The 17,619-nt window shown below is 51.3% G+C and carries 20 protein-coding genes; 7 read left to right on the forward strand and 13 right to left on the reverse strand.

Going from position 1 to position 17,619, the window contains the following annotated elements:
- Positions 1 to 160 precede the first annotated feature (160 nt).
- The gene (locus VFG09_08405; protein HET6515167.1) at positions 161 to 388 is read left to right on the forward strand and encodes a hypothetical protein; all 228 of its coding nucleotides are present in this window, start codon (positions 161 to 163) and stop codon (positions 386 to 388) included.
- Here the strand turns inward: VFG09_08405 and hypE are convergent, their stop codons facing one another.
- The 7 genes from hypE to VFG09_08440 form a co-directional block, all read right to left on the reverse strand.
- Positions 389 to 1,390 carry a hydrogenase expression/formation protein HypE gene (gene hypE, locus VFG09_08410; protein ID HET6515168.1) on the reverse strand — a complete coding sequence of 334 codons (1,002 nt, stop codon included), beginning with the start codon at positions 1,388 to 1,390 and terminating at the stop codon, positions 389 to 391.
- Positions 1,383 to 2,447: a hydrogenase formation protein HypD gene (gene hypD / locus VFG09_08415; protein ID HET6515169.1), complete on the reverse strand. Its 1,065-nt coding sequence runs from the start codon at positions 2,445 to 2,447 to the stop codon at positions 1,383 to 1,385. The genes hypE and hypD overlap by 8 nt, the downstream gene beginning before the upstream one ends.
- Before the next feature lie 61 nt (positions 2,448 to 2,508).
- Positions 2,509 to 4,911 (reverse strand): carbamoyltransferase HypF, encoded by a 2,403-nt coding sequence (hypF, locus tag VFG09_08420; protein HET6515170.1) that lies wholly within the window; start codon positions 4,909 to 4,911, stop codon positions 2,509 to 2,511.
- The gene (gene hypB, locus VFG09_08425) at positions 4,890 to 5,531 is read right to left on the reverse strand and encodes a hydrogenase nickel incorporation protein HypB (protein HET6515171.1); all 642 of its coding nucleotides are present in this window, start codon (positions 5,529 to 5,531) and stop codon (positions 4,890 to 4,892) included. Before hypB ends, hypF begins: the two co-directional genes overlap by 22 nt.
- A complete protein-coding gene (locus VFG09_08430; protein ID HET6515172.1) occupies positions 5,528 to 5,875 on the reverse strand; it encodes a hydrogenase maturation nickel metallochaperone HypA in 348 nt (115 codons plus the stop codon). The genes hypB and VFG09_08430 overlap by 4 nt, the downstream gene beginning before the upstream one ends.
- Positions 5,868 to 6,191, reverse strand: coding sequence for a YtxH domain-containing protein (locus tag VFG09_08435; GenBank protein ID HET6515173.1), 324 nt, complete (start codon positions 6,189 to 6,191; stop codon positions 5,868 to 5,870). Before VFG09_08435 ends, VFG09_08430 begins: the two co-directional genes overlap by 8 nt.
- Positions 6,192 to 6,308: 117 nt before the next feature.
- On the reverse strand, positions 6,309 to 6,692 hold the full coding sequence (locus tag VFG09_08440; protein ID HET6515174.1) for a hypothetical protein: 384 nt from the start codon (positions 6,690 to 6,692) through the stop codon (positions 6,309 to 6,311).
- Between the two features lie 219 nt (positions 6,693 to 6,911).
- On the opposite strand from VFG09_08440, the gene VFG09_08445 reads away from it, so the two are divergent.
- The 3 genes from VFG09_08445 to VFG09_08455 all read left to right on the forward strand — a co-directional run bounded on the left by VFG09_08445 (position 6,912) and on the right by VFG09_08455 (position 9,922).
- Complete coding sequence (locus VFG09_08445; protein HET6515175.1) at positions 6,912 to 7,544, forward strand: response regulator transcription factor; 633 nt, start codon at positions 6,912 to 6,914, stop codon at positions 7,542 to 7,544.
- Between the two features lie 249 nt (positions 7,545 to 7,793).
- On the forward strand, positions 7,794 to 9,512 hold the full coding sequence (gene rpoD / locus VFG09_08450; protein ID HET6515176.1) for an RNA polymerase sigma factor RpoD: 1,719 nt from the start codon (positions 7,794 to 7,796) through the stop codon (positions 9,510 to 9,512).
- Positions 9,513 to 9,532: 20 nt separating this feature from the next.
- Positions 9,533 to 9,922 carry a response regulator gene (locus VFG09_08455; protein HET6515177.1) on the forward strand — a complete coding sequence of 130 codons (390 nt, stop codon included), beginning with the start codon at positions 9,533 to 9,535 and terminating at the stop codon, positions 9,920 to 9,922.
- A gap of 93 nt (positions 9,923 to 10,015) precedes the next feature.
- Here the strand turns inward: VFG09_08455 and VFG09_08460 are convergent, their stop codons facing one another.
- The 5 genes from VFG09_08460 to VFG09_08480 form a co-directional block, all read right to left on the reverse strand.
- Positions 10,016 to 10,750 carry a cytochrome c biogenesis protein CcdA gene (locus VFG09_08460; GenBank protein HET6515178.1) on the reverse strand — a complete coding sequence of 245 codons (735 nt, stop codon included), beginning with the start codon at positions 10,748 to 10,750 and terminating at the stop codon, positions 10,016 to 10,018.
- Positions 10,751 to 10,769: 19 nt separating this feature from the next.
- A complete protein-coding gene (locus VFG09_08465) occupies positions 10,770 to 11,255 on the reverse strand; it encodes a MogA/MoaB family molybdenum cofactor biosynthesis protein (protein ID HET6515179.1) in 486 nt (161 codons plus the stop codon).
- Complete coding sequence (locus tag VFG09_08470) at positions 11,252 to 11,695, reverse strand: MOSC domain-containing protein (GenBank protein HET6515180.1); 444 nt, start codon at positions 11,693 to 11,695, stop codon at positions 11,252 to 11,254. Before VFG09_08470 ends, VFG09_08465 begins: the two co-directional genes overlap by 4 nt.
- Positions 11,696 to 11,738: 43 nt before the next feature.
- Positions 11,739 to 12,818 carry a tRNA 2-thiouridine(34) synthase MnmA gene (gene mnmA, locus VFG09_08475; GenBank protein HET6515181.1) on the reverse strand — a complete coding sequence of 360 codons (1,080 nt, stop codon included), beginning with the start codon at positions 12,816 to 12,818 and terminating at the stop codon, positions 11,739 to 11,741.
- Between the two features lie 235 nt (positions 12,819 to 13,053).
- On the reverse strand, positions 13,054 to 14,253 hold the full coding sequence (locus VFG09_08480; protein ID HET6515182.1) for an ABC transporter substrate-binding protein: 1,200 nt from the start codon (positions 14,251 to 14,253) through the stop codon (positions 13,054 to 13,056).
- A 274-nt stretch (positions 14,254 to 14,527) separates the two neighbouring features.
- Between VFG09_08480 and VFG09_08485 the strand changes: the two genes are divergently transcribed.
- Together VFG09_08485 and VFG09_08490 are read left to right on the forward strand one after the other, a co-directional pair.
- Positions 14,528 to 14,872: a TusE/DsrC/DsvC family sulfur relay protein gene (locus tag VFG09_08485; protein ID HET6515183.1), complete on the forward strand. Its 345-nt coding sequence runs from the start codon at positions 14,528 to 14,530 to the stop codon at positions 14,870 to 14,872.
- 85 nt (positions 14,873 to 14,957) lie between these two features.
- Positions 14,958 to 15,281, forward strand: coding sequence for a GYD domain-containing protein (locus VFG09_08490; GenBank protein HET6515184.1), 324 nt, complete (start codon positions 14,958 to 14,960; stop codon positions 15,279 to 15,281).
- A gap of 55 nt (positions 15,282 to 15,336) precedes the next feature.
- On the opposite strand, the gene VFG09_08495 is transcribed toward VFG09_08490, so the two are convergent.
- A complete protein-coding gene (locus VFG09_08495) occupies positions 15,337 to 16,821 on the reverse strand; it encodes a B12-binding domain-containing radical SAM protein (GenBank protein ID HET6515185.1) in 1,485 nt (494 codons plus the stop codon).
- Positions 16,822 to 17,421: 600 nt separating this feature from the next.
- Between VFG09_08495 and VFG09_08500 the strand changes: the two genes are divergently transcribed.
- Positions 17,422 to 17,619: hypothetical protein (locus VFG09_08500; GenBank protein ID HET6515186.1), on the forward strand; the 198-nt coding region annotated here is incomplete at its 3' end.

Below are 17,619 nucleotides of genomic sequence, written 5' to 3' on the forward strand. Positions count from 1 at the left end.
CAAAAAAGAGCGTGGTCAAGAAGTGGCAGAGACTTTGACCTATGAGTCATCCATCGTCATGCCGGGAACGGTCGCCCGCTTCGTGACAGACTTCCAGGGCCGTACCGTTGAGATTTTTTAGGCCTCTCTTTAAACTAATGCCATGAGACTTCTGCCGGCAATGATGGCGATAATTCTCCTGTTTCTCATAGCGTTTCTTTTCAAAGGATACAATCTGAAGAGACAGGGGTATCAGATCACCGGTCTTTCCAAAAAGGCGACGCGCGCACTGACCATAGTCATCCTGATCCTGATTGTGGGTCTCCTGTTTAGGGTCATGGGGAAGATAGCAGTCCTCATCGGTGTTCTCATCGCTATTATTTATCTTATGAGCCTGAAGAAAAGCTAGTCAGCATATCCTCGGCAGCTGTTCTCCAAGTAGCATATCGAGGATGCGCGTGCCGCCTATCGATGTCTCGAGGAGGACCATCCCTTCAGGAGAATTTTCCACCTCTCCTATGATCCACGCATTGGCTCCGTAAGGATGTCTCTTCATGGCTGAGATGAGAGGATCCGCATCTGCCGATGCCACAACGGCCACAAGGATCCCTTCATTCGCGATATAGAGGGGATCGAAACCGAGGAGTTCACAGGCGCCCTTTACCTGTCCCGGAACAGGAAGGGAATCCTCCCTTATTCTTATGCAGAGACCGGACTCCTTTGCCGCCTCTTTAAGCGTCGTTGCAAGGCCTCCCCTGGTAGGGTCTCTCATAAAGTGTATCTCCTTCGAGGCCCCAAGCATCGACGATACAAGACCGTTGAGAGGCTTCGTATCGCTCACAACAGGAGGATCAAAGGATATACCGTTTCTCTCAGCCATCACCGCTATTCCGTGATTGCCGATTTCACCGCTTATCAGGACCTTATCGCCTTTCCTTATCCTGGAAGAAGAGATCTCCACTCCGTCGGGAACAAGTCCGATACCTGCCGTGTTGATGAATATGCCGTCACCCTTTCCCTTGTTCACGACCTTCGTATCGCCTGCAACGATCCTGACCCCTGCATATTCGGCAGCCTTTGCCATCGCTGAAACAATAGTCTTCAGGTCTGACAGCGAGAAGCCTTCTTCTATGATAAAGCCTGAAGAGAGGTAGAGAGGCCTTGCTCCGACCATGGAGAGGTCGTTTACGGTCCCATAAACAGCGAGTTCGCCGATATTCCCTCCCGGGAAGAAGATCGGCGAGACGACATAGGAATCTGTCGTAAAGGCAAGCCTTTCCGGATTGATACTGATATCGAGGATTGCCGAATCACCGTATCCGCTCATACCAAAGGCAGGTCCGAAATGACCTCCTATCAATTCGTGCATGAGCTTTCCGCCGCTTCCATGTCCGAGCAGTATCTTATCCATAGTGGGCTCCGTACTTATAGTAAGCCGCGCAACTCCCTTCGGTGCTCACCATGCACGCGCCCACAGGGTTCTCAGGGGTACAGGCCGTTGCGAAGAGGGGACAATCAAGAGGAACCTTGACACCCCGCAGGACGTCGCCACAGGAACAGGCCGAGGGCTCAGGATAGAAAGGGACTTCAGGATGAAACTTCTTTATCGCATCAAATCTCACGAATTCATCCCTGAGCTTGAGGCCGCTTCCCGGGATCAGTCCGATGCCGCGCCAGTGGGCATCGGCGGGCTCGAAATACGTGCTGATCATCGCGACGGCCTTCGGATTGCCCTCTTCCCTTACGACCGTTTTGTATTGTATCTCGACCTCAGCCCTCTTCTCCACAAGCTGTTTTATGAGAAGATAGATTCCAGTGATAATATCCTCAGCGCCGAACCCCGTTATCACGGAGGGTATGCCGTACTGCGACGCCAGGAATTCGTAAGGATGCTTACCGATGATCGTGCTCACGTGGCCAGGGAGTATGAAGCCGTCAACCATGACATCAGCCGAATCGAGGAGCGCCTTCAGCGCGGGCGGGACGAGCTTGTGGGCAGAGTAAATATAAAAGTTGCCGACTTCACTCATCTCGGCCTCGGCGAGAGTTCCGGCGATGACAGGGGAAGTCGTTTCAAACCCTGTCGCAAAGAATACGATCTCCTTATCCTTCTCCTCCATGGCAAATTTCAGAGCATCCATGGGGGAATAGACGATCCGGATGTCGGTGCCCTCTGCCCTCACATCGTCGAGGGTCTGCCTGCCGCCGGGGACTCTCATCATATCTCCGAAGGTCATGAGAACAACCTTATCGATCTTCGAAATTGCGATGGCAGAATCGACATCTCTTATCGATGTGACACAGACCGGGCAGCCCGGGCCGCTCAACAGGCTTATCTCGTCTGGTATGACACTCCTGATGCCGTGCCTGAAAATGGCGACGGTATGGGTCCCGCAGACCTCCATGAGTTTCACCGGTCTGCCGATCCTTTCGGTCATCCGTCGTATTCCGGCAATCATCGTCTTCATGCCATCACTCCTCGTTCATAGCCTAATATATCCGGCGTCTCGCCGCACCGGTCCCCGAAGTCTATGAATCAACCTGGTCGTCAAGAACCGTCGCATGACCCTTCTTCACCCTTTCCCGCACGAGATAGGCCTGTCCGAGGGAGATGCAGGCATCGTTGCAGGGAACGGACCTGTTGAGAAAGACATTCATACCGGCGGAATTCAGTAATGCCATCGTCCTTCTGAGAAGGTACATGTTCTGAAAGGTTCCCCCGCTCAGGACAACATCCTTGAGCCCGTAGGTCCCGGAGATCCACGTTGCCAGTCTTAGTATAACATTCGAGATGGTATTGTGAAATCTGCATGATATCAGCTCTTTTTCTTCGCCCTTCTCTATATCATGAATGATCCCGATGATCGTCTGAGAAAAATGGACAGAGGCTGTTCCGTCGAGAATGATATTAACCGGATAAGCCTCCTCCGTCTCTTCTCCGATGAGGGATTCAAGGCTGATCGCAGCCTCCCCTTCGAAAGTGTTCCTGTCGCAAAGCCCGATAAGGGCAGAGACCGCATCAAAGAGCCTTCCTGCTCCTGACGAGAGGGGAGAGATCTTCTGAACATTCCTGACCTTCAGAACGCTTGCAATGGCCTCCTTCCCGTATCTCTCAACAAAACCGGCCGCCTTCAGGTAATCCATTACCTCATTTCCAGCAGCGTCAGAGACATAACTAATAGCTGTCTTCCAGGGCGCCCTTATTGCTGCCTCGCCGCCCGGGAGAGGGATGTACCTGAAATGGCCTGCTCTTTCGAAGCCGTCAATATCAGCTACGAGGAATTCCCCGCCCCAGAGGTTCCCGTCTGTGCCGTACCCTGTGCCGTCAAGAATAACGCCCATGACCTTTCTCGCTAATCCGTGTTCGGCCATAGCAGCACCCATATGAGCATAGTGGTGCTGAATGCCGAAAGTTTCAACTCCTTCTCCCCCTTCAGCGACCTGTCTTAAAGCCCATTGCGTTGAAAGATAACCCGGGTGAAGGTCATGTCCGATCGCCACGGGCTTGGCCCGGTATATGGCTTTGATGTTTTCGAGGCACTCCTCAAAGAATCTCAGGGTCTCATAGTTCTCCATATCCCCTATATGCTGGCTCGGGATGGCAAAGGATCCCTTCGTCACGGTGAAGGTATTCTTCAGGTCTGCACCGCAGCCCATCACCTCGGGACCATCGGTTTCGAGTCTGATAGGCTCAGGAGCATACCCCCGTGAGCGGCGGATAAACCGTACGTCACCATCGACCCCCTGCCTCCTTTCGCTATCACTACACGCTCTTCGTCCTACCCGCAGCACAGAATCATCAACCCTCATGAAGATATCCCTGTTATGGAAAAGGACCGCATCAACGAGGGCAGATAACTTCTCCATCGCCTCGTCATCGTTCTTTACGATCGGCTCTTCAGACAGATTGCCGCTTGTCATGACGAGAGCTCTGAATTGGCAGTTGACGGAAGGGCGATCCTTAGAAAGGGGATAACGGAAGAGGAGATAATGCAGGGGGGTATAGGGCAGCATGAATCCGAAGTGGCTGTTATTGGGAGAGAGGGCTTCAGGAAGCATGTATCCCCTGTTCGACCTCTTTCTCAGGAGAACAATGGGACGCCTGTTCGAGAGCAAGAGCCTCTTCTCTTCTTCGGAGACCTCGCAGAAGAGGCCTATCCTCTCAATATCAGGAGCCATCAGGGCAAAGGGTTTGTTGCTCCTTCTCTTTCGCTCCCGCAATTTCTCAACAGCCTCCCTGTTCTCTGCGTCGCAGGCGATATGAAACCCACCAAGCCCCTTGATCGCCACAATCTTCCCTTCCTTCAGACATGCTACGGTCTTCTCCATCGCCTGATCACCCACAGCTGACTTTCTGCCGCAGGTGAAGGTAATGTGAGGTCCACACTTCGGGCATGCATTCGGCTGCGCGTGAAACCTTCGGTCTTTGGGGTCGTGATACTCGCCTGAACATTCCTCGCACATGGCAAAGACCGACATGGTCGTGTTCTTCCTGTCATAGGGGACGGATCTCGTTATGGTGTACCTTGGGCCGCAATTTGTGCAGTTAATGAAGGGATAGAGGTATCGCCTGTTCAAGGGGTCCATAAGTTCCCGTGCGCAGTCGTCACATAGGGATACATCGGGGGAGATCAGGGTGAAAGGAGCAGTGGTGCCGTCGTCCTGACTCGCGATAATCCTGAAATCACGATAACCCTCCTCAGGCAATGGTGATATGACGATATCGACAATCCGCGAAAGAGGAGGGGATTCTTTCGGGAGTCTTGCCACGAATTCAGGAAGCTTCTCACCTTCAACATCTATGGTCACTCCGTCGCTCGTATTCGTTACATAGCCCTTGAGATCGAGAGACGTTGCGAGGGAATAGACATACGGCCTGAACCCGACACCCTGAACAATGCCCTTTACCGCTATCTTAAGCCGCTCAGCCATTCAGTCCAGCGGTCAAGCCCCTCGCCGGTCTTGCAGGAGACCTCAAAAATCCTGATTCCGGGATTGAGAGACATGGCGTCTTTTCTGATCTTGCCGATATCGGTGTTCATGTAAGGAAGGAGGTCAACCTTGTTCAAAACCAGTGCAGAAGATTCCTGGAACATGAGAGGGTACTTTAGTGGTTTGTCATGGCCCTCGGTGATGCTCAGTACCATCGCCTTGAGGTCCTCACCGACCTTAAACTCAGCCGGACAGACGAGATTTCCAACATTCTCGATGACGAGCATATCGAGGTCTTTCAGAGGAAGATCATCCAAGACCTCGCTGATCATGTTCGCATCGAGGTGACAGGCCCCTCCCGTATTGATCTGCACCACCGGCACGCCGGTGCCGTTAATCCGCTCGGCGTCGTCGCTTCCGGCAATATCACCTTCAATCACGCCGATCTTCATACTGTCCTTCAGGCCCAGGATCGTCCTTTCGAGGAGCGCTGTCTTCCCTGCGCCGGGCGCGCCCATGAGGTTCATCACAAAAACGCCGGCCTTTCTGAACCTCTTCCGGTTCTCCTCTGCCAGTCGTTCGTTCGCCTCGAGTATCTTTGTAACAACCTTCACCTTCATTCATTGACCTCCATTTCGACGATCTCCATTTCATAACCCTTCTCTATCCTGAAGGCTCCAGAACCGCAGAGGGGACAGTTCAATACATAGGCCTCCTCGACCTCAAATTCCCTTTCGCATCCGATGCAGAACCCACCGAGGGGGATAATGTCAATGACCAGTTTTGCGTCCCTGGCAAGGGTGTCACATTTCGCAGCATCAAAGGTAAAAAGAAGGGCCTCGGGCATGATACCCGCGGCCCTTCCAATCCTCAACCTAACAGCCTCGACAGAACGATAACCTTCAGCACTGCACTTACCGGCAATGATATCAAGGATACTCAGGGCAATGGAAGCCTCATGCATTCGGTTCCTTCGTCAGCCTCTCCTTCTCCTTTTCGTATGCCTCCTTGCCCGCTTCGACGGCTCTCGTTATGATAGACTTCTTCTCCTCGAAAAAGTCCTTCCCCTTGTCAAGAGAGGCCGTCATCTTACCCTTGACCTGTTCCACATACTCCCCTGTCTTTCCCCTGACGTCCTCTGCCAGCTCCTTTATCTGCTCCCGTGTCTCCTTCCCCGACTTCGGTGCCAGGAGAAGCGCAACGCCAGCGCCCACCATTCCTCCCAGAAGAAAAGAAAGCAATACAGAACCTGCGCTGTAACCTTCATCCTCGTGTCTCATCGTCCTTCTCCTTTCTCTTGCCAATCTCCTGCCAAGAAGATATTCCGCTCGGTTCTTCCATTATCCATTGCTGTCGCCAATCTCAGCGTCAAGCTGAATATGCCATGAACGCGCACCTCACTGACGGTGCCCCTTGCTCGCAAAGAGGTCCTTCAAAAGGACCTGCGCCGCCGCCTTTACCCCTGCCCTGACGCCGGAAGCCGTTGCCGCCGTTGAAACGGTCACACCGCTGACAAGGGCGTTTATTTGCTTAACGGTCAGGCCCACGTCCTTCACCGATCCTGAAAGGACCTTCACGTCCTCTGTCACGGTCGTTATATTGTCGGTAATGCTCCTCACGCTCCTGAGATTGAGCTGAAGTTCTTCGAGTGTCGGTTTCACGGTCTTCATAACTTCATTCAGTGACCGCACCGCGCCCCGCAGTTCTATCATCACAATAATTAAGACAGCGACGGCAGCTATAATGCAAAGGGTGATAAGGCCCCAAAAAAGTGTATTCATCTGCCCTCCTCTATGAGAAAAAGTATATCATAAGAACTTTCAAATGTGAATCTCACGCTGCGCTGTCCTGATAGGGCGCCTTCAGAACAGTAAGCAGTCCCAAGGACAGCAACAGGAACCACGGTCAAGCTCACCGATATTTTTTTGTTGCTTCTTGTCGATCTTTTTTGTAACTTAGTAACATAAGGAAGATCGTTATTCTACGTAGAGACGGACAATATGACGAAGATACTTATTGCCGATGACCACGCCATCGTCAGGAAGGGACTGAAACAGATCCTTGCTGACATTCCCGATATGGTTGTCGTTGATGAAGCGAGTAACGGCTATGAGGCCCTTCGTAAGGCACTCAGAGATGATTATGATGTGATTCTCCTTGATATTTCCATGCCCGGGAAGAGTGGTCTCGACGTCCTGAAGGAACTGAGAAACGAACGTCCCAAACTTCCCGTTCTGATGTTGAGCATGCATCCCGAGGAGCAATACGCGGTGAGGGTTTTGCGGGCCGGGGCCTCCGGGTACCTTACCAAGGAGAGTGCGCCCGATGAACTTATAGCCGCTATCCGCAAGGTTCTCCAGGGGAAGAAATACGTAAGCACGTCCCTGGCGGAGAAGCTGGTCCTCGATCTCGAGGCTGCGTCAGAAAAACCCCTTCATGAGACGCTCTCCGACCGAGAGTTCCAGGTGATGCGCATGCTGGCCTCGGGGAAGACCGTAGGGGAAATCTCCATAGAACTATCTCTCAGCGTCAAGACCATCAGTACCTACCGAAGCAGGATTCTCGAAAAGATGAAGCTAAAGAATAATGCTGAATTGACCCATTATGCAATACAGAACCGGCTTGTAGAATGAGAGCACCCGTCTCCGGAACCGCGCGCCCATCTTCAGAAGAGCCAAAGGCATTCTTCCCGCTCTGCGGGAAGAGAGTAAGCCAGCAGTCTTTACCATGTCATTAACAACTTATTGACAACTTCCTGATTTGTAAGACAAAACCCTACAACAAAATCAGTCTCCCACTGATATTTTTATTCTCTCTCTTGGTGTATATTTTATGCATTCCGGTGTGAAACCCCCAAAGGCCCAAATCCAAGGAGGCTCACGATGACAGAAGGTTTCGACGGCTTTGACAAATACCCAGAGAGAGATGGTTTGAATTTTATGGAGGATGGTTTCGCAGAGACCATGACAACCTTCTGGAACGACAACAGGGATTTGAACGACGAGCCCGTTGAGGAAGGAGAAAAGGCCCCGTATATCGATGTTGAGTATGAACCTCTCCAGATGTACCTCAAGGAGATGGGTGTCATTCCCCTTTTGAAGAAAGACGACGAAATCGGAATTGCAAAACGGATAGAAAACGGCAACGACATAATCTTAAGAGAGATTTATTCGTTGCCCTTCGCAATCAGAAAGATCATTGATACTGCCGAGAAGATCAAGAAGGCGGAGATGCTCCTTACCGATGTTGTCCAGTGCGAAGGAGATTCCTCAAAGGCCCTCGGCGGCGAAAGGAAGAGATTTTTTGGGCTCGTCAGAAGGATTGAGGGCCTTTGCCAGAAGAGCGGCAGCTCAGTAAAGGCGCCGTCCGGAAGGATCGTCCCTGAAAGAGCCGCCCAGGGAAAGAGAGCCCTCAACCCCGGGAAGCGTGTCACCCCTATGGGAGAAGAAGACAGAACCCTGAAGTTCCTCGGACCTAACGGCAGGAAGATTCTCGATAAGGTCAGAATCTTGAACCTTAAGGAGACATTCACGAATGCCCTTGTAGAGGAACTGAGAAGGGCCGAGGAAAGCCTGAAGGCATTGCATAAGGAAGCTTCTTCACTGAAAGCGAGTCTGAAAGTCCTCGGATATGAGGCCCTCAGAAGTGGAAAGGATCCTTCACCAAAAAAAGTATCCAGTGCCTCCGCCAGATTCACAGGACCCCGGAAGTTAGCACGAGGATCGATAAATGACGACGGCTCCAGATCTTCCATGATGAAGAGGCTCCGTGCGTGCCGGAAGGAAATAAGAAATGATGAATACCATATCGGCGGGGGCCATGAAGAGATAAAAGAGGTGTTGAGGGTAATCTCGAAGGCGGACGGCGAGATCCGTCGTGCAAAGGATGCCATGATCGAAGCAAACCTCAGACTCGTCATCAGTATAGCCAAAAGATATATCGGCAAGGGGTTAAGCCTCCATGACCTCATACAGGAAGGAAACATCGGACTCATGAGGGCAGTCGAGAAGTTCGAGTACAAGAGAGGTTACAAATTCAGTACGTATGCGACATGGTGGATCAGACAGGCCATCACCAGGGCACTTGCGGACCAGTCAAGGACGATACGGATGCCCGTTCACATGGTTGAGGCTCTGGGACACATCATAAAGGCGGCAAGGGAGCTCCTGCAGGAATTGGGCCACGAACCCTCTTATGAAGATATTGCCGCGCGCGTCCATACGACAACGGACAAGGTGAAGATTATCATGAAGATGTCAAAGGAGCCGATTTCCCTAGAGACCCCCATCGGCGAGGAAGAGGACAGTTCGATACGGGACTTCATTGAAGACAAGGCTGCTCTTTCCCCTCTCGAGTCTCTCATTCATCACGGGCTGAAGATGGAGATAGACAAAGTGCTCGGAACCTTAACGACAAAAGAGGAACAGATCATCCGGAGGAGGTTCGGCATCGGCGAAGATGACTCATATACCCTTGAAGAACTCGGTCAGGACTTTGATGTTACCAGGGAAAGAATCAGACAGATTGAGGTCAAGGCTATCAAGAAATTGCAGCATCCTTCGAGATGCGATTGCTTAAGGATTTTTGCGGAGAGATGCTGAGCCATGAAGGGGTCCACACTATGAAAATCTTTCTCGTTGACGATTCCGTAGTCTTTCGCGGCTGGCTGAGGAAAGTCATTTCGAGCGTTCCGGGAATTGAGCTTATCGGAGAAGCCCGGGACCCTCTCCAGGCCGTGCAACAGATCAGGCTGTTGAAGCCCGATACTGTTATACTCGACATGCGGGCACGGAGAAGATTCGGGATCGACATACTTCAGGGCATCCAGGAGATCACGCCTTCTCCCGTAACCATTGTGCTCACCAATAAACTTTATCACTTATCCAGTGAGCATGCCCGAATAAAGGCCGATTTTCTCGTCGACAAGTTTACCGAAAGGTCCAAGATCCCCGATATTCTGAGGCGTGCCGTCAGGCAGGGCAAGAATATGAGGTTGGCTGCCACAGCTTAACGCCGTGTGACGCAGGCTCCTTCACGCGCCTCCCCACCCCTCCCTTCACGTGTCGCGGACCTTGAAGGGAGGGGTCACCCCATACACCACCAATCAGAACCTGATCCCGATGTCGGGCATGAGACCTGTAAGTTCCCTCACCCTATTTGTCAAAAGCATGATGCCGAAGAGTATGAGAAGGAGCCCGCTGATGATCATGATCGCCCGCATATACTTCAGCACCTTTTTCGAGTAGCTGAGGAAACTGTTCATGGCGAGTGATGAAAGAAAGAACGGCAGTGCGAGTCCGAAAGAGTAGACGGCAAGGAGTTTAAATCCGTAAAAGGCCGAGCCCTTTGTGCTTGCATAGAGAAGGATAGTTCCGAGTATCGGGCCGATACAGGGCGTCCAGCCTGCAGCGAAGGTCATTCCGACAAGAAAGGTACCCGCATATCCTATCGGTTTGCCTCCGAGATGGACCTTTCTGTCGCGGGTAAGGAAATCAATCTTGAGAAATCCTGCCACAAAAAGACCGAAGATGACGATGATGATCCCGCCGACTGTCCGTATCGTTTCCTGATAGGTGAAGAGGAATCTCCCGATGGCCGAAGAAGACGCTCCGAGAGCCATAAAGACCGCAGAGAAGCCGAGCACGAAGGAAAGTGAATTCGTTATGGTCAGGAACCGTATCCTCTTTCTGTCCACACCTCCTGTTAGGTCTTCAAAGGAAATGCCGGTTATGAATGAGACATAGGATGGAACAAGGGGAAGCACACAGGGCGAAAGGAAGGAGAAAAAACCAGCAACGAAGGCCAGAGCGAAAGAAACATCTTTCACTGAGCCCACCATTTCATGGATAACTCGGAACCTATTGAGCAGCGCATTCCGTCGTATCTCCCTTGATCTTTTCGACGGCGTGGGGGATGACAGCGAGTATTGTGCTCAGGTTCTCCTGCACCGCCTTCGGACTGCCCGGAAGGTTAATGATCAACGTCTGCCCCCTAATTCCTGCTATTGCCCTTGAAAGCATTGACCTCGGTGTCTTCTTCATGCCTTCAGAACGCATCATCTCGGCAATGCCCGGTACCTCTCTCTCGATGACCTCTCTCGTAGCGTCAGGAGTCACATCCCTCGGGCTGAGACCCGTTCCGCCCGTTGTCAGTATCAAATCGACCTTTTCTGCGTATTCGACCAATCTCTTCTTTATCATCTCTTTTTCGTCCGGCAAGATCTCGTACTGTTTCACTTCGGCCCCGATGTCCGCCAGCATCTCTCCGATCATCGGACCGCTCAGGTCTTTTCGCTCGCCCCTTGACCCCTTATCGCTCAATGTCAGAACGGCAACGGTAATCATCCTGCTCGGCCTGCTATGATTTCATCTCCCTCCTTCACCCTTCCGCCCTTTATGACTCTGACGAAAATCCCTTCCTTCGGCATGACACAGTCCCCGGCCTGATAGTATATCGCACACCGTGTATGGCATTCTTTTCCTATCTGACTCACCTCAACCTCTATGTCATCGCCGATCGTCAGGTGCGTGCCAAGAGGCAGACTGGTGAGTTCGATGCCGATCGTCGTGATATTTTCGGCAAAGTCTCCGGGTTTGACATCAAGCCCCATGTTCCGCATCTTCTCGATGCTCTCGAAGGCAAGCAGGCTTACCTGCCTGTGCCATTCCGAGGATGCATGGGCATCGCCCTCTATGCCGTATTCAGCCTTCAGCAACACATCCCGTACGGGCCTCTTTCTGACGCCTTTCCTGTCGCTGATGTTGAGAGAGACTATCTTTCCCATTGCCCTCTAAGGTAACACAAAGAAGTCGGCCGTCACAAGGGAACTACGCCACGCCTTCGGTTATGATCCCGCCGCCGATGACGGCATCACCCTTATAGAAGACCGCGCTCTGCCCAGGCGCCGGAGCCCACTGGGCCTCGTCGAAGACAACCTTTACCCTGCCGTCATGGAATGTGAGTACGGCAGGTTCGTCTTTCATGGTCGACCTGACCTTAACTCCTGCCCTCAAGAATGCCGGTCCTCCCTCACCAAGACCTCCGTGACGGACAAGCCAGTTCATCCTTGTGACATCGAACTCTCTGGTCATCGCCTGTTCCTTCGGACCCACATAAACGGCGTTTTCCCATGCGTCAATCCTTGTTACGAAGAGGGGCTTGCCGGTAGCGATCCCAAGTCTTCTACGCTGTCCTATGGTGTAACGGAATATTCCCCTGTGCCTTCCCAGAACCTCTCCAGTGGCAGCATCAATAAGCGGGCCCTCCTCTCCTCCTTCGATCTTCTCGAGGAACCTGAAATAGTTCTTGCCCCCCACGAAGCATATCTCCTGACTCTCAGGCCGCCCCGCTGAAGGAAGACCAAGCCCCGCAGCGACCTCCCGTGTCTCTTCCTTTCTCTTTTCGCCGAGAGGGAGTATCAGCCTGTCCAGAATTTCCCGTTTCAGAACATAGAGAACATAGGACTGGTCCTTTCTTGCGTCCAAACCCTTGCGTAGCCTTCCCTCCACGACCCTTGCATAATGCCCCGTGGCAATCTGTCGCGCACCCCGTTGATCAGCTATCTTTAAGAGATAGGTAAACTTTATATGCTCATTGCAGAAGATGCAGGGATTTGGCGTGAGGCCCTTTGAGTATGCGTCGATGAAAGGATCGATCACATGTTCGGCAAACTCGTTCCTGAGATTGACCATGGTGTGGTTGATGCCGATTCTATCAGCGGTCTTTCTGGCATCAAGCATTGACTCAAGAGAACAGCAGGACGATGGCGTGCTATTGGACAGTCTCCTCTCCTCGAGAATGAAGCTTACACCCTCAACATCATACCCCTGCTCCCTGAGGAGATATGCGGCTACTGAAGAGTCGACCCCCCCGCTCATCCCAACAATTACCTTCCCCTTATAATTCATAAACTTCGGTCCGCGGACTCACAACGAATAAATATAGAGGGTTCTTGACATATAACGAGACCTTGAACTCTCATCATTAATGCCCCAAAACTGGTAGCTTAATAGCAAAGTTATACTTTATGATATCGTTGTAATAACTTAATTATATGTTATTTATTGCAAAGAGTGGCGGAAATAGCGCCCTTCCCTGCCTCCCTTCTCACAATCCTGAAGTCTTCTCTGTCCTATCCCGCCTCTATCTCCGCTCCCTCCACTTCGGGATCGGATAAATGTACTTCTGACTTGCATACTGGGCAGGCCATATTGTTTCATGCTCGCCCTTGTTAACCTGCCTTACGTAGGTATCTATAAAATTCTGGTTCTGATAGCCCTCCTTGTCCTCGAACTTAACAGGGCCAAAGGCAGTCTCCATATTTGTTGCCTTCAACGAAGCTCGGATATCTTCAGTCGAAGGTGATGAAGAGTGCTTTGCCCTCTCGATGGCGTCTTTTACGACGTAAAGGGCCGAATATGCAGCGGCTCCATGATAGGACGGATACTCACCGTACTTCTCCTTAAATTTCCTGGCAAATTCCTTCGCCCCCCTGAATTTCAGCTGAGGACTCCAGAGCGTTGCGGTGACAACGTACTCGGCAGCATCCTTTGCGTTGTCAACAAATTCAGGGATGTCAAACCCAGCAGCTCCGCCTGCAAAGAGCTTTGCGTCAATCCTCAATTCCTTTATCTGTCTCATCAGGAGCGATGCATCCATCACATAAGAAACCATATAGATCACATCAGGATTGGCAGCCTTCACCTTTGAGAGTATCGGCTTGAAATCAACAGCGCCTTTCTCGTATTTTTCATAGACAAGGACCTTAATGCCTGCCTTTTCCGCATTCTTCACCATGTCCTTTGCACTCGACGTTCCGAAGTCTGAACTCTCATAAAGAATCGCCATGGTCGAAGGCTTCACAACGTCCTTAAAGAAAGACATGAGCCCGTCGGCATAGTGCGCATTGACGGGGTTCAGACGAAAAACGTATTTGTACTTCTGCTGCGTTATTTCGTCGGCCGCACTCGCGACGACGAGGTAGGGCGTCTTCCTCTCCTCAGCCACCGCTGCCACAGCCTTTGCGCAGGCCGACGTATATTCCCCGACAATGATGGGCTGCTTCTTGACATCGATAAGTTTCTCCACAATCGCCCTTGCAATATCGGGTTTGCCCTGTGAATCTTCAAACTCGAGATCAAGTCTTCTGCCTTTGATCCCGCCCTTTGCGTTGATCTCCTCTGCCGCTATCTGGTAAGAACGTTTCTGCATCTCGCCGAACTTCGCCTGACCTCCGGTAAGAGGAAGGGGGATGCTAAGTTTCAACGGTTCAGCGCCAAAGAGATTGACCGCAAAGAGGGTCAGAGCAAAGACCACGATCACAGCTATTGAGATACGTCTCATCACTACCTCCAGCGATTTAATTTATTAAACGCCTTATAAATTATTCTAATCGATGCATCTGTCCCTTTGCAATGAACCCTCGATCGTGGATTCCCTTCTGCACCTACAGGCGCGTCTTTCCGTCATTCATCGGCGACCGCTCCTTTCATGCATGAACCCGTTCAGATCATTGCTCATCCCCAAAAAAGACGAGAAGGAATATGTTGACCATCTGACGCGCACAAAGTAAAATGAATGGAGGATTTCAAGAGAGAACGTTTCCAGGAGGTGTGGAATGCCGATTCTTGAGTATTCAGGTATGAAGATTTTTGTCGACGATGAGGGGTATCTCTCAAACATGAATGACTGGACGGAAACCGTCGCCTGCGCACTGGCAGAGAGGGAGGGAGTGGACGAGCTTACAAAAGAGCGGATGGACATCATAAAGTTTATGAGGCAGTATTACATGCAATATAATGCCTTCCCCCTTTTACGCGGCGTCTGCATGAGGGTTCACCAGTCAAAGGATTGCTACAGTGACACCTTCATGGAACCTCTGAAGGCGTGGAAGATAGCCGGCCTCCCGAAACCGGACGAACATGTGATCGGTGAAATCATGGGCGAAGGCGGAGTGGTGTAGCAGCGACCACCTTCGATTGCAGCTCAGGTCCTTTCGTGATAAGCTTTGAATAAAGCCCTCATGAAAGGACTGAAAGGAGACTATTATGGGGTACTATCTGGTGCAAGCGGCGTATACTGCAGAGGCCGCAGCTGACCTGGTCAAGCATCCTCAGAATCGCCGCGAGGCTGTGCAGAAGGCCGTCGAGAAACTTGGAGGCAACCTTGAGGGTTTCTGGTTTGCTTTTGGCGATTACGATGTGGTGCTTGTCTGTCAGATGCCTGATAATGTAAGTGCGGCAGCCTTTTCCATGGCCGTCTCTGCAGGAGGCGCGCTGAGAGCCGCCAAAACCACGCCCCTTCTGACAGCAGAGGAAGGGATCGAAGCGATGAAGAAGGCTGGAAAGTCGAGGTACGAGCCGCCCCAATAAGGCTGCCTGTCTGTCTTTTCTTTCAGATCTTATGCGCGTTTGATCGCCTTCTGTTTCAACCAAGGCGTTTCTCGAAGACCTTTCGGAAATGATAGCCGTAGATCGAGAGGGTGACGGCCTGCGGAATAAGGCGGGGGCGGCTGAAGATGGTCCAGAGCAAAAGCCTCCAGTAGTAGAACCTCTCTTTTCCAATGATCCCCAGAAGAACGATAGACCTAAAGAATGCGCCGATATAGTTGCAACGGACATGGAACAACTTCTTCCCCGGGGGAATGTATTCCCTCAGGAATGTTCTGACCCTTTCATAATAGTGCTTTGGAGAATACAGAGTGCTGAGGACCTTTTTGTAGCCGTTGATCAGCAGATCATAGTCCATCCTAGGAATAAAATTAGTCGCGAAATCCGTATTGTTCCCCGAGGTCTCTTTCAGCAGCCGCTGCTCCTTCTTGAGCCTCTCAAAGAGCTGCGTGCGCGGAAGGGCGATGAGGATGCCGACCATGGCGGTAACGACCCCGCTTTTCTGGATGAACCTGATCTGGGTGTCAAAAATCGTTGGAGGGTCGTTGTCGAAACCTACGATGAATCCTCCCTGCACCTCGAGACCGGACTTCTGGATATTCCTGACACTGGCGAGGAGATCGCGGTTCTTGTTCTGAAATTTACTGCATTCCACCAGGCTCTGGTCATGGGGGGTCTCTATGCCGATGAAGACGACATCGAATCCCGCCTTCACCATCATCTCCATGAGGTCTTTATGATCGGACAGTTCTATGGAGGTCTGCGTATTGAAGGTGAAGGGATGCCTTTTCCTCTCCATCCATTCGATGATGGCAGGGAGGATCTCCTCCTTCAGCTTCTTCTTGTTCCCGATAAAGTTGTCGTCAACAAAGAAGACTTGGCCTCTGAAGCCTGAGTCGTACACACTCTCGAGCTCCCTGATGATCTGGTCTTTGTCCTTGGTGCGCGGCACGCGCCCGCAGAGAAGAGTAATGTCGCAGAACTCGCAGTTGAAGGGGCAGCCCCGGGAATACTGGATATTGATTGATGCATAATGCTTCTTATTGATAAGCCCCCAGAGCGGGATGGGTGTCTGACGTATGTCAGCCCACTGATCAGTGGTGTAGAAATGGCCTGCATCGCCGTTTGCAAAATCCTTCAGGAAACGGGGCAACGTGATTTCAGCTTCGCTCAGCACGAGATGGTCTACCGCCCCGAAAGCCTCATATTCAGTCGTGAAAAGAGGACCGCCAGCCACAATCCTGACACCGGCTGCCTTGCATCTGGCAATCACTCCATTTACAGATTCCTTCTGCACTGACATTGCACTCACAAAAACGAGGTCAGCCCACCTCAGGTGCTCGTCATGCAGGCTTTCCACGTTCATGTCGACCATTCTTTTCTCCCACCCGTCAGGAAGCATCGCTGCTATAGTCAACAATCCGAGAGGTGGACTGCTCGCCTTTCGATGAATGAACTTCAGGGCATACCTAAAACTCCAGAAGGTATCCGGGAACTCAGGATAAATGAGAAGTGCTTTCATGGAATGTTCCTCATCATTTTATTTTTTCACATAACTGGCTGTCAGGATCACTGCGCCGGTCATCAAGCCCAAAAAAGGAGGCTGAGCATCAGTAATAAATTATAATTTATCATAGTTGATGAAGAATTGATAGACTTTTGAACCCCTGTAATCGTTCAGTTGTGGCTGTACTCCTCGCCTTTAGGCTTTTCCGCAGGAAGTTTATAGTACTATTGCTGAAGTTTCAGTTTCCTGAAGGTGTCATTAGGTCGATGTACTCCGTGGTCCAACTATTTCGGACATTGTCCGTCAGGTCAAGTAGCGGCAACTACATGTGCTGGAAAGTGCGTCCTCTTTTGTCATTTTCAACGGGAACCCTCAACGGTTTCGTAATGTAGAGTCGACGTACACGTGAAAAAGGTCTTGCGGTCAACTCCACAGTTCACAAGTGAGTGTCCGGTGGTGCTCCAGAGGATGCGTCTTTCGGAGGGTCACTGAACAATAGTCAGGATATCGCTCTGACTTGGAGGGCCGGTTGCGGTTCAATACAATGTATGATAGGATGTCTCTATCGACGATGTTTTTCATTTCATCACCATATATATGAAAGGAGGAATCCGTATGAAAACCAAAATGAAAACCACAATCAGGGCACTCATCACGGTGAATTTATTGGTGGTGATCGTGTTTGTTGCCGCTACCGCGATGGGGCAGGATAAGTCTGCGGACAACATGCAGATCGTCCTTGAAAAGATACGTGCCGACAAGAAGCTTCTCGTCGCTGAAAATATGCAACTGACGCAGTCCGAAGCCAAGGGC

Source organism: Thermodesulfovibrionales bacterium (assembly GCA_035686305.1).
Taxonomy (GTDB): domain Bacteria; phylum Nitrospirota; class Thermodesulfovibrionia; order Thermodesulfovibrionales; family UBA9159; genus DASRZP01.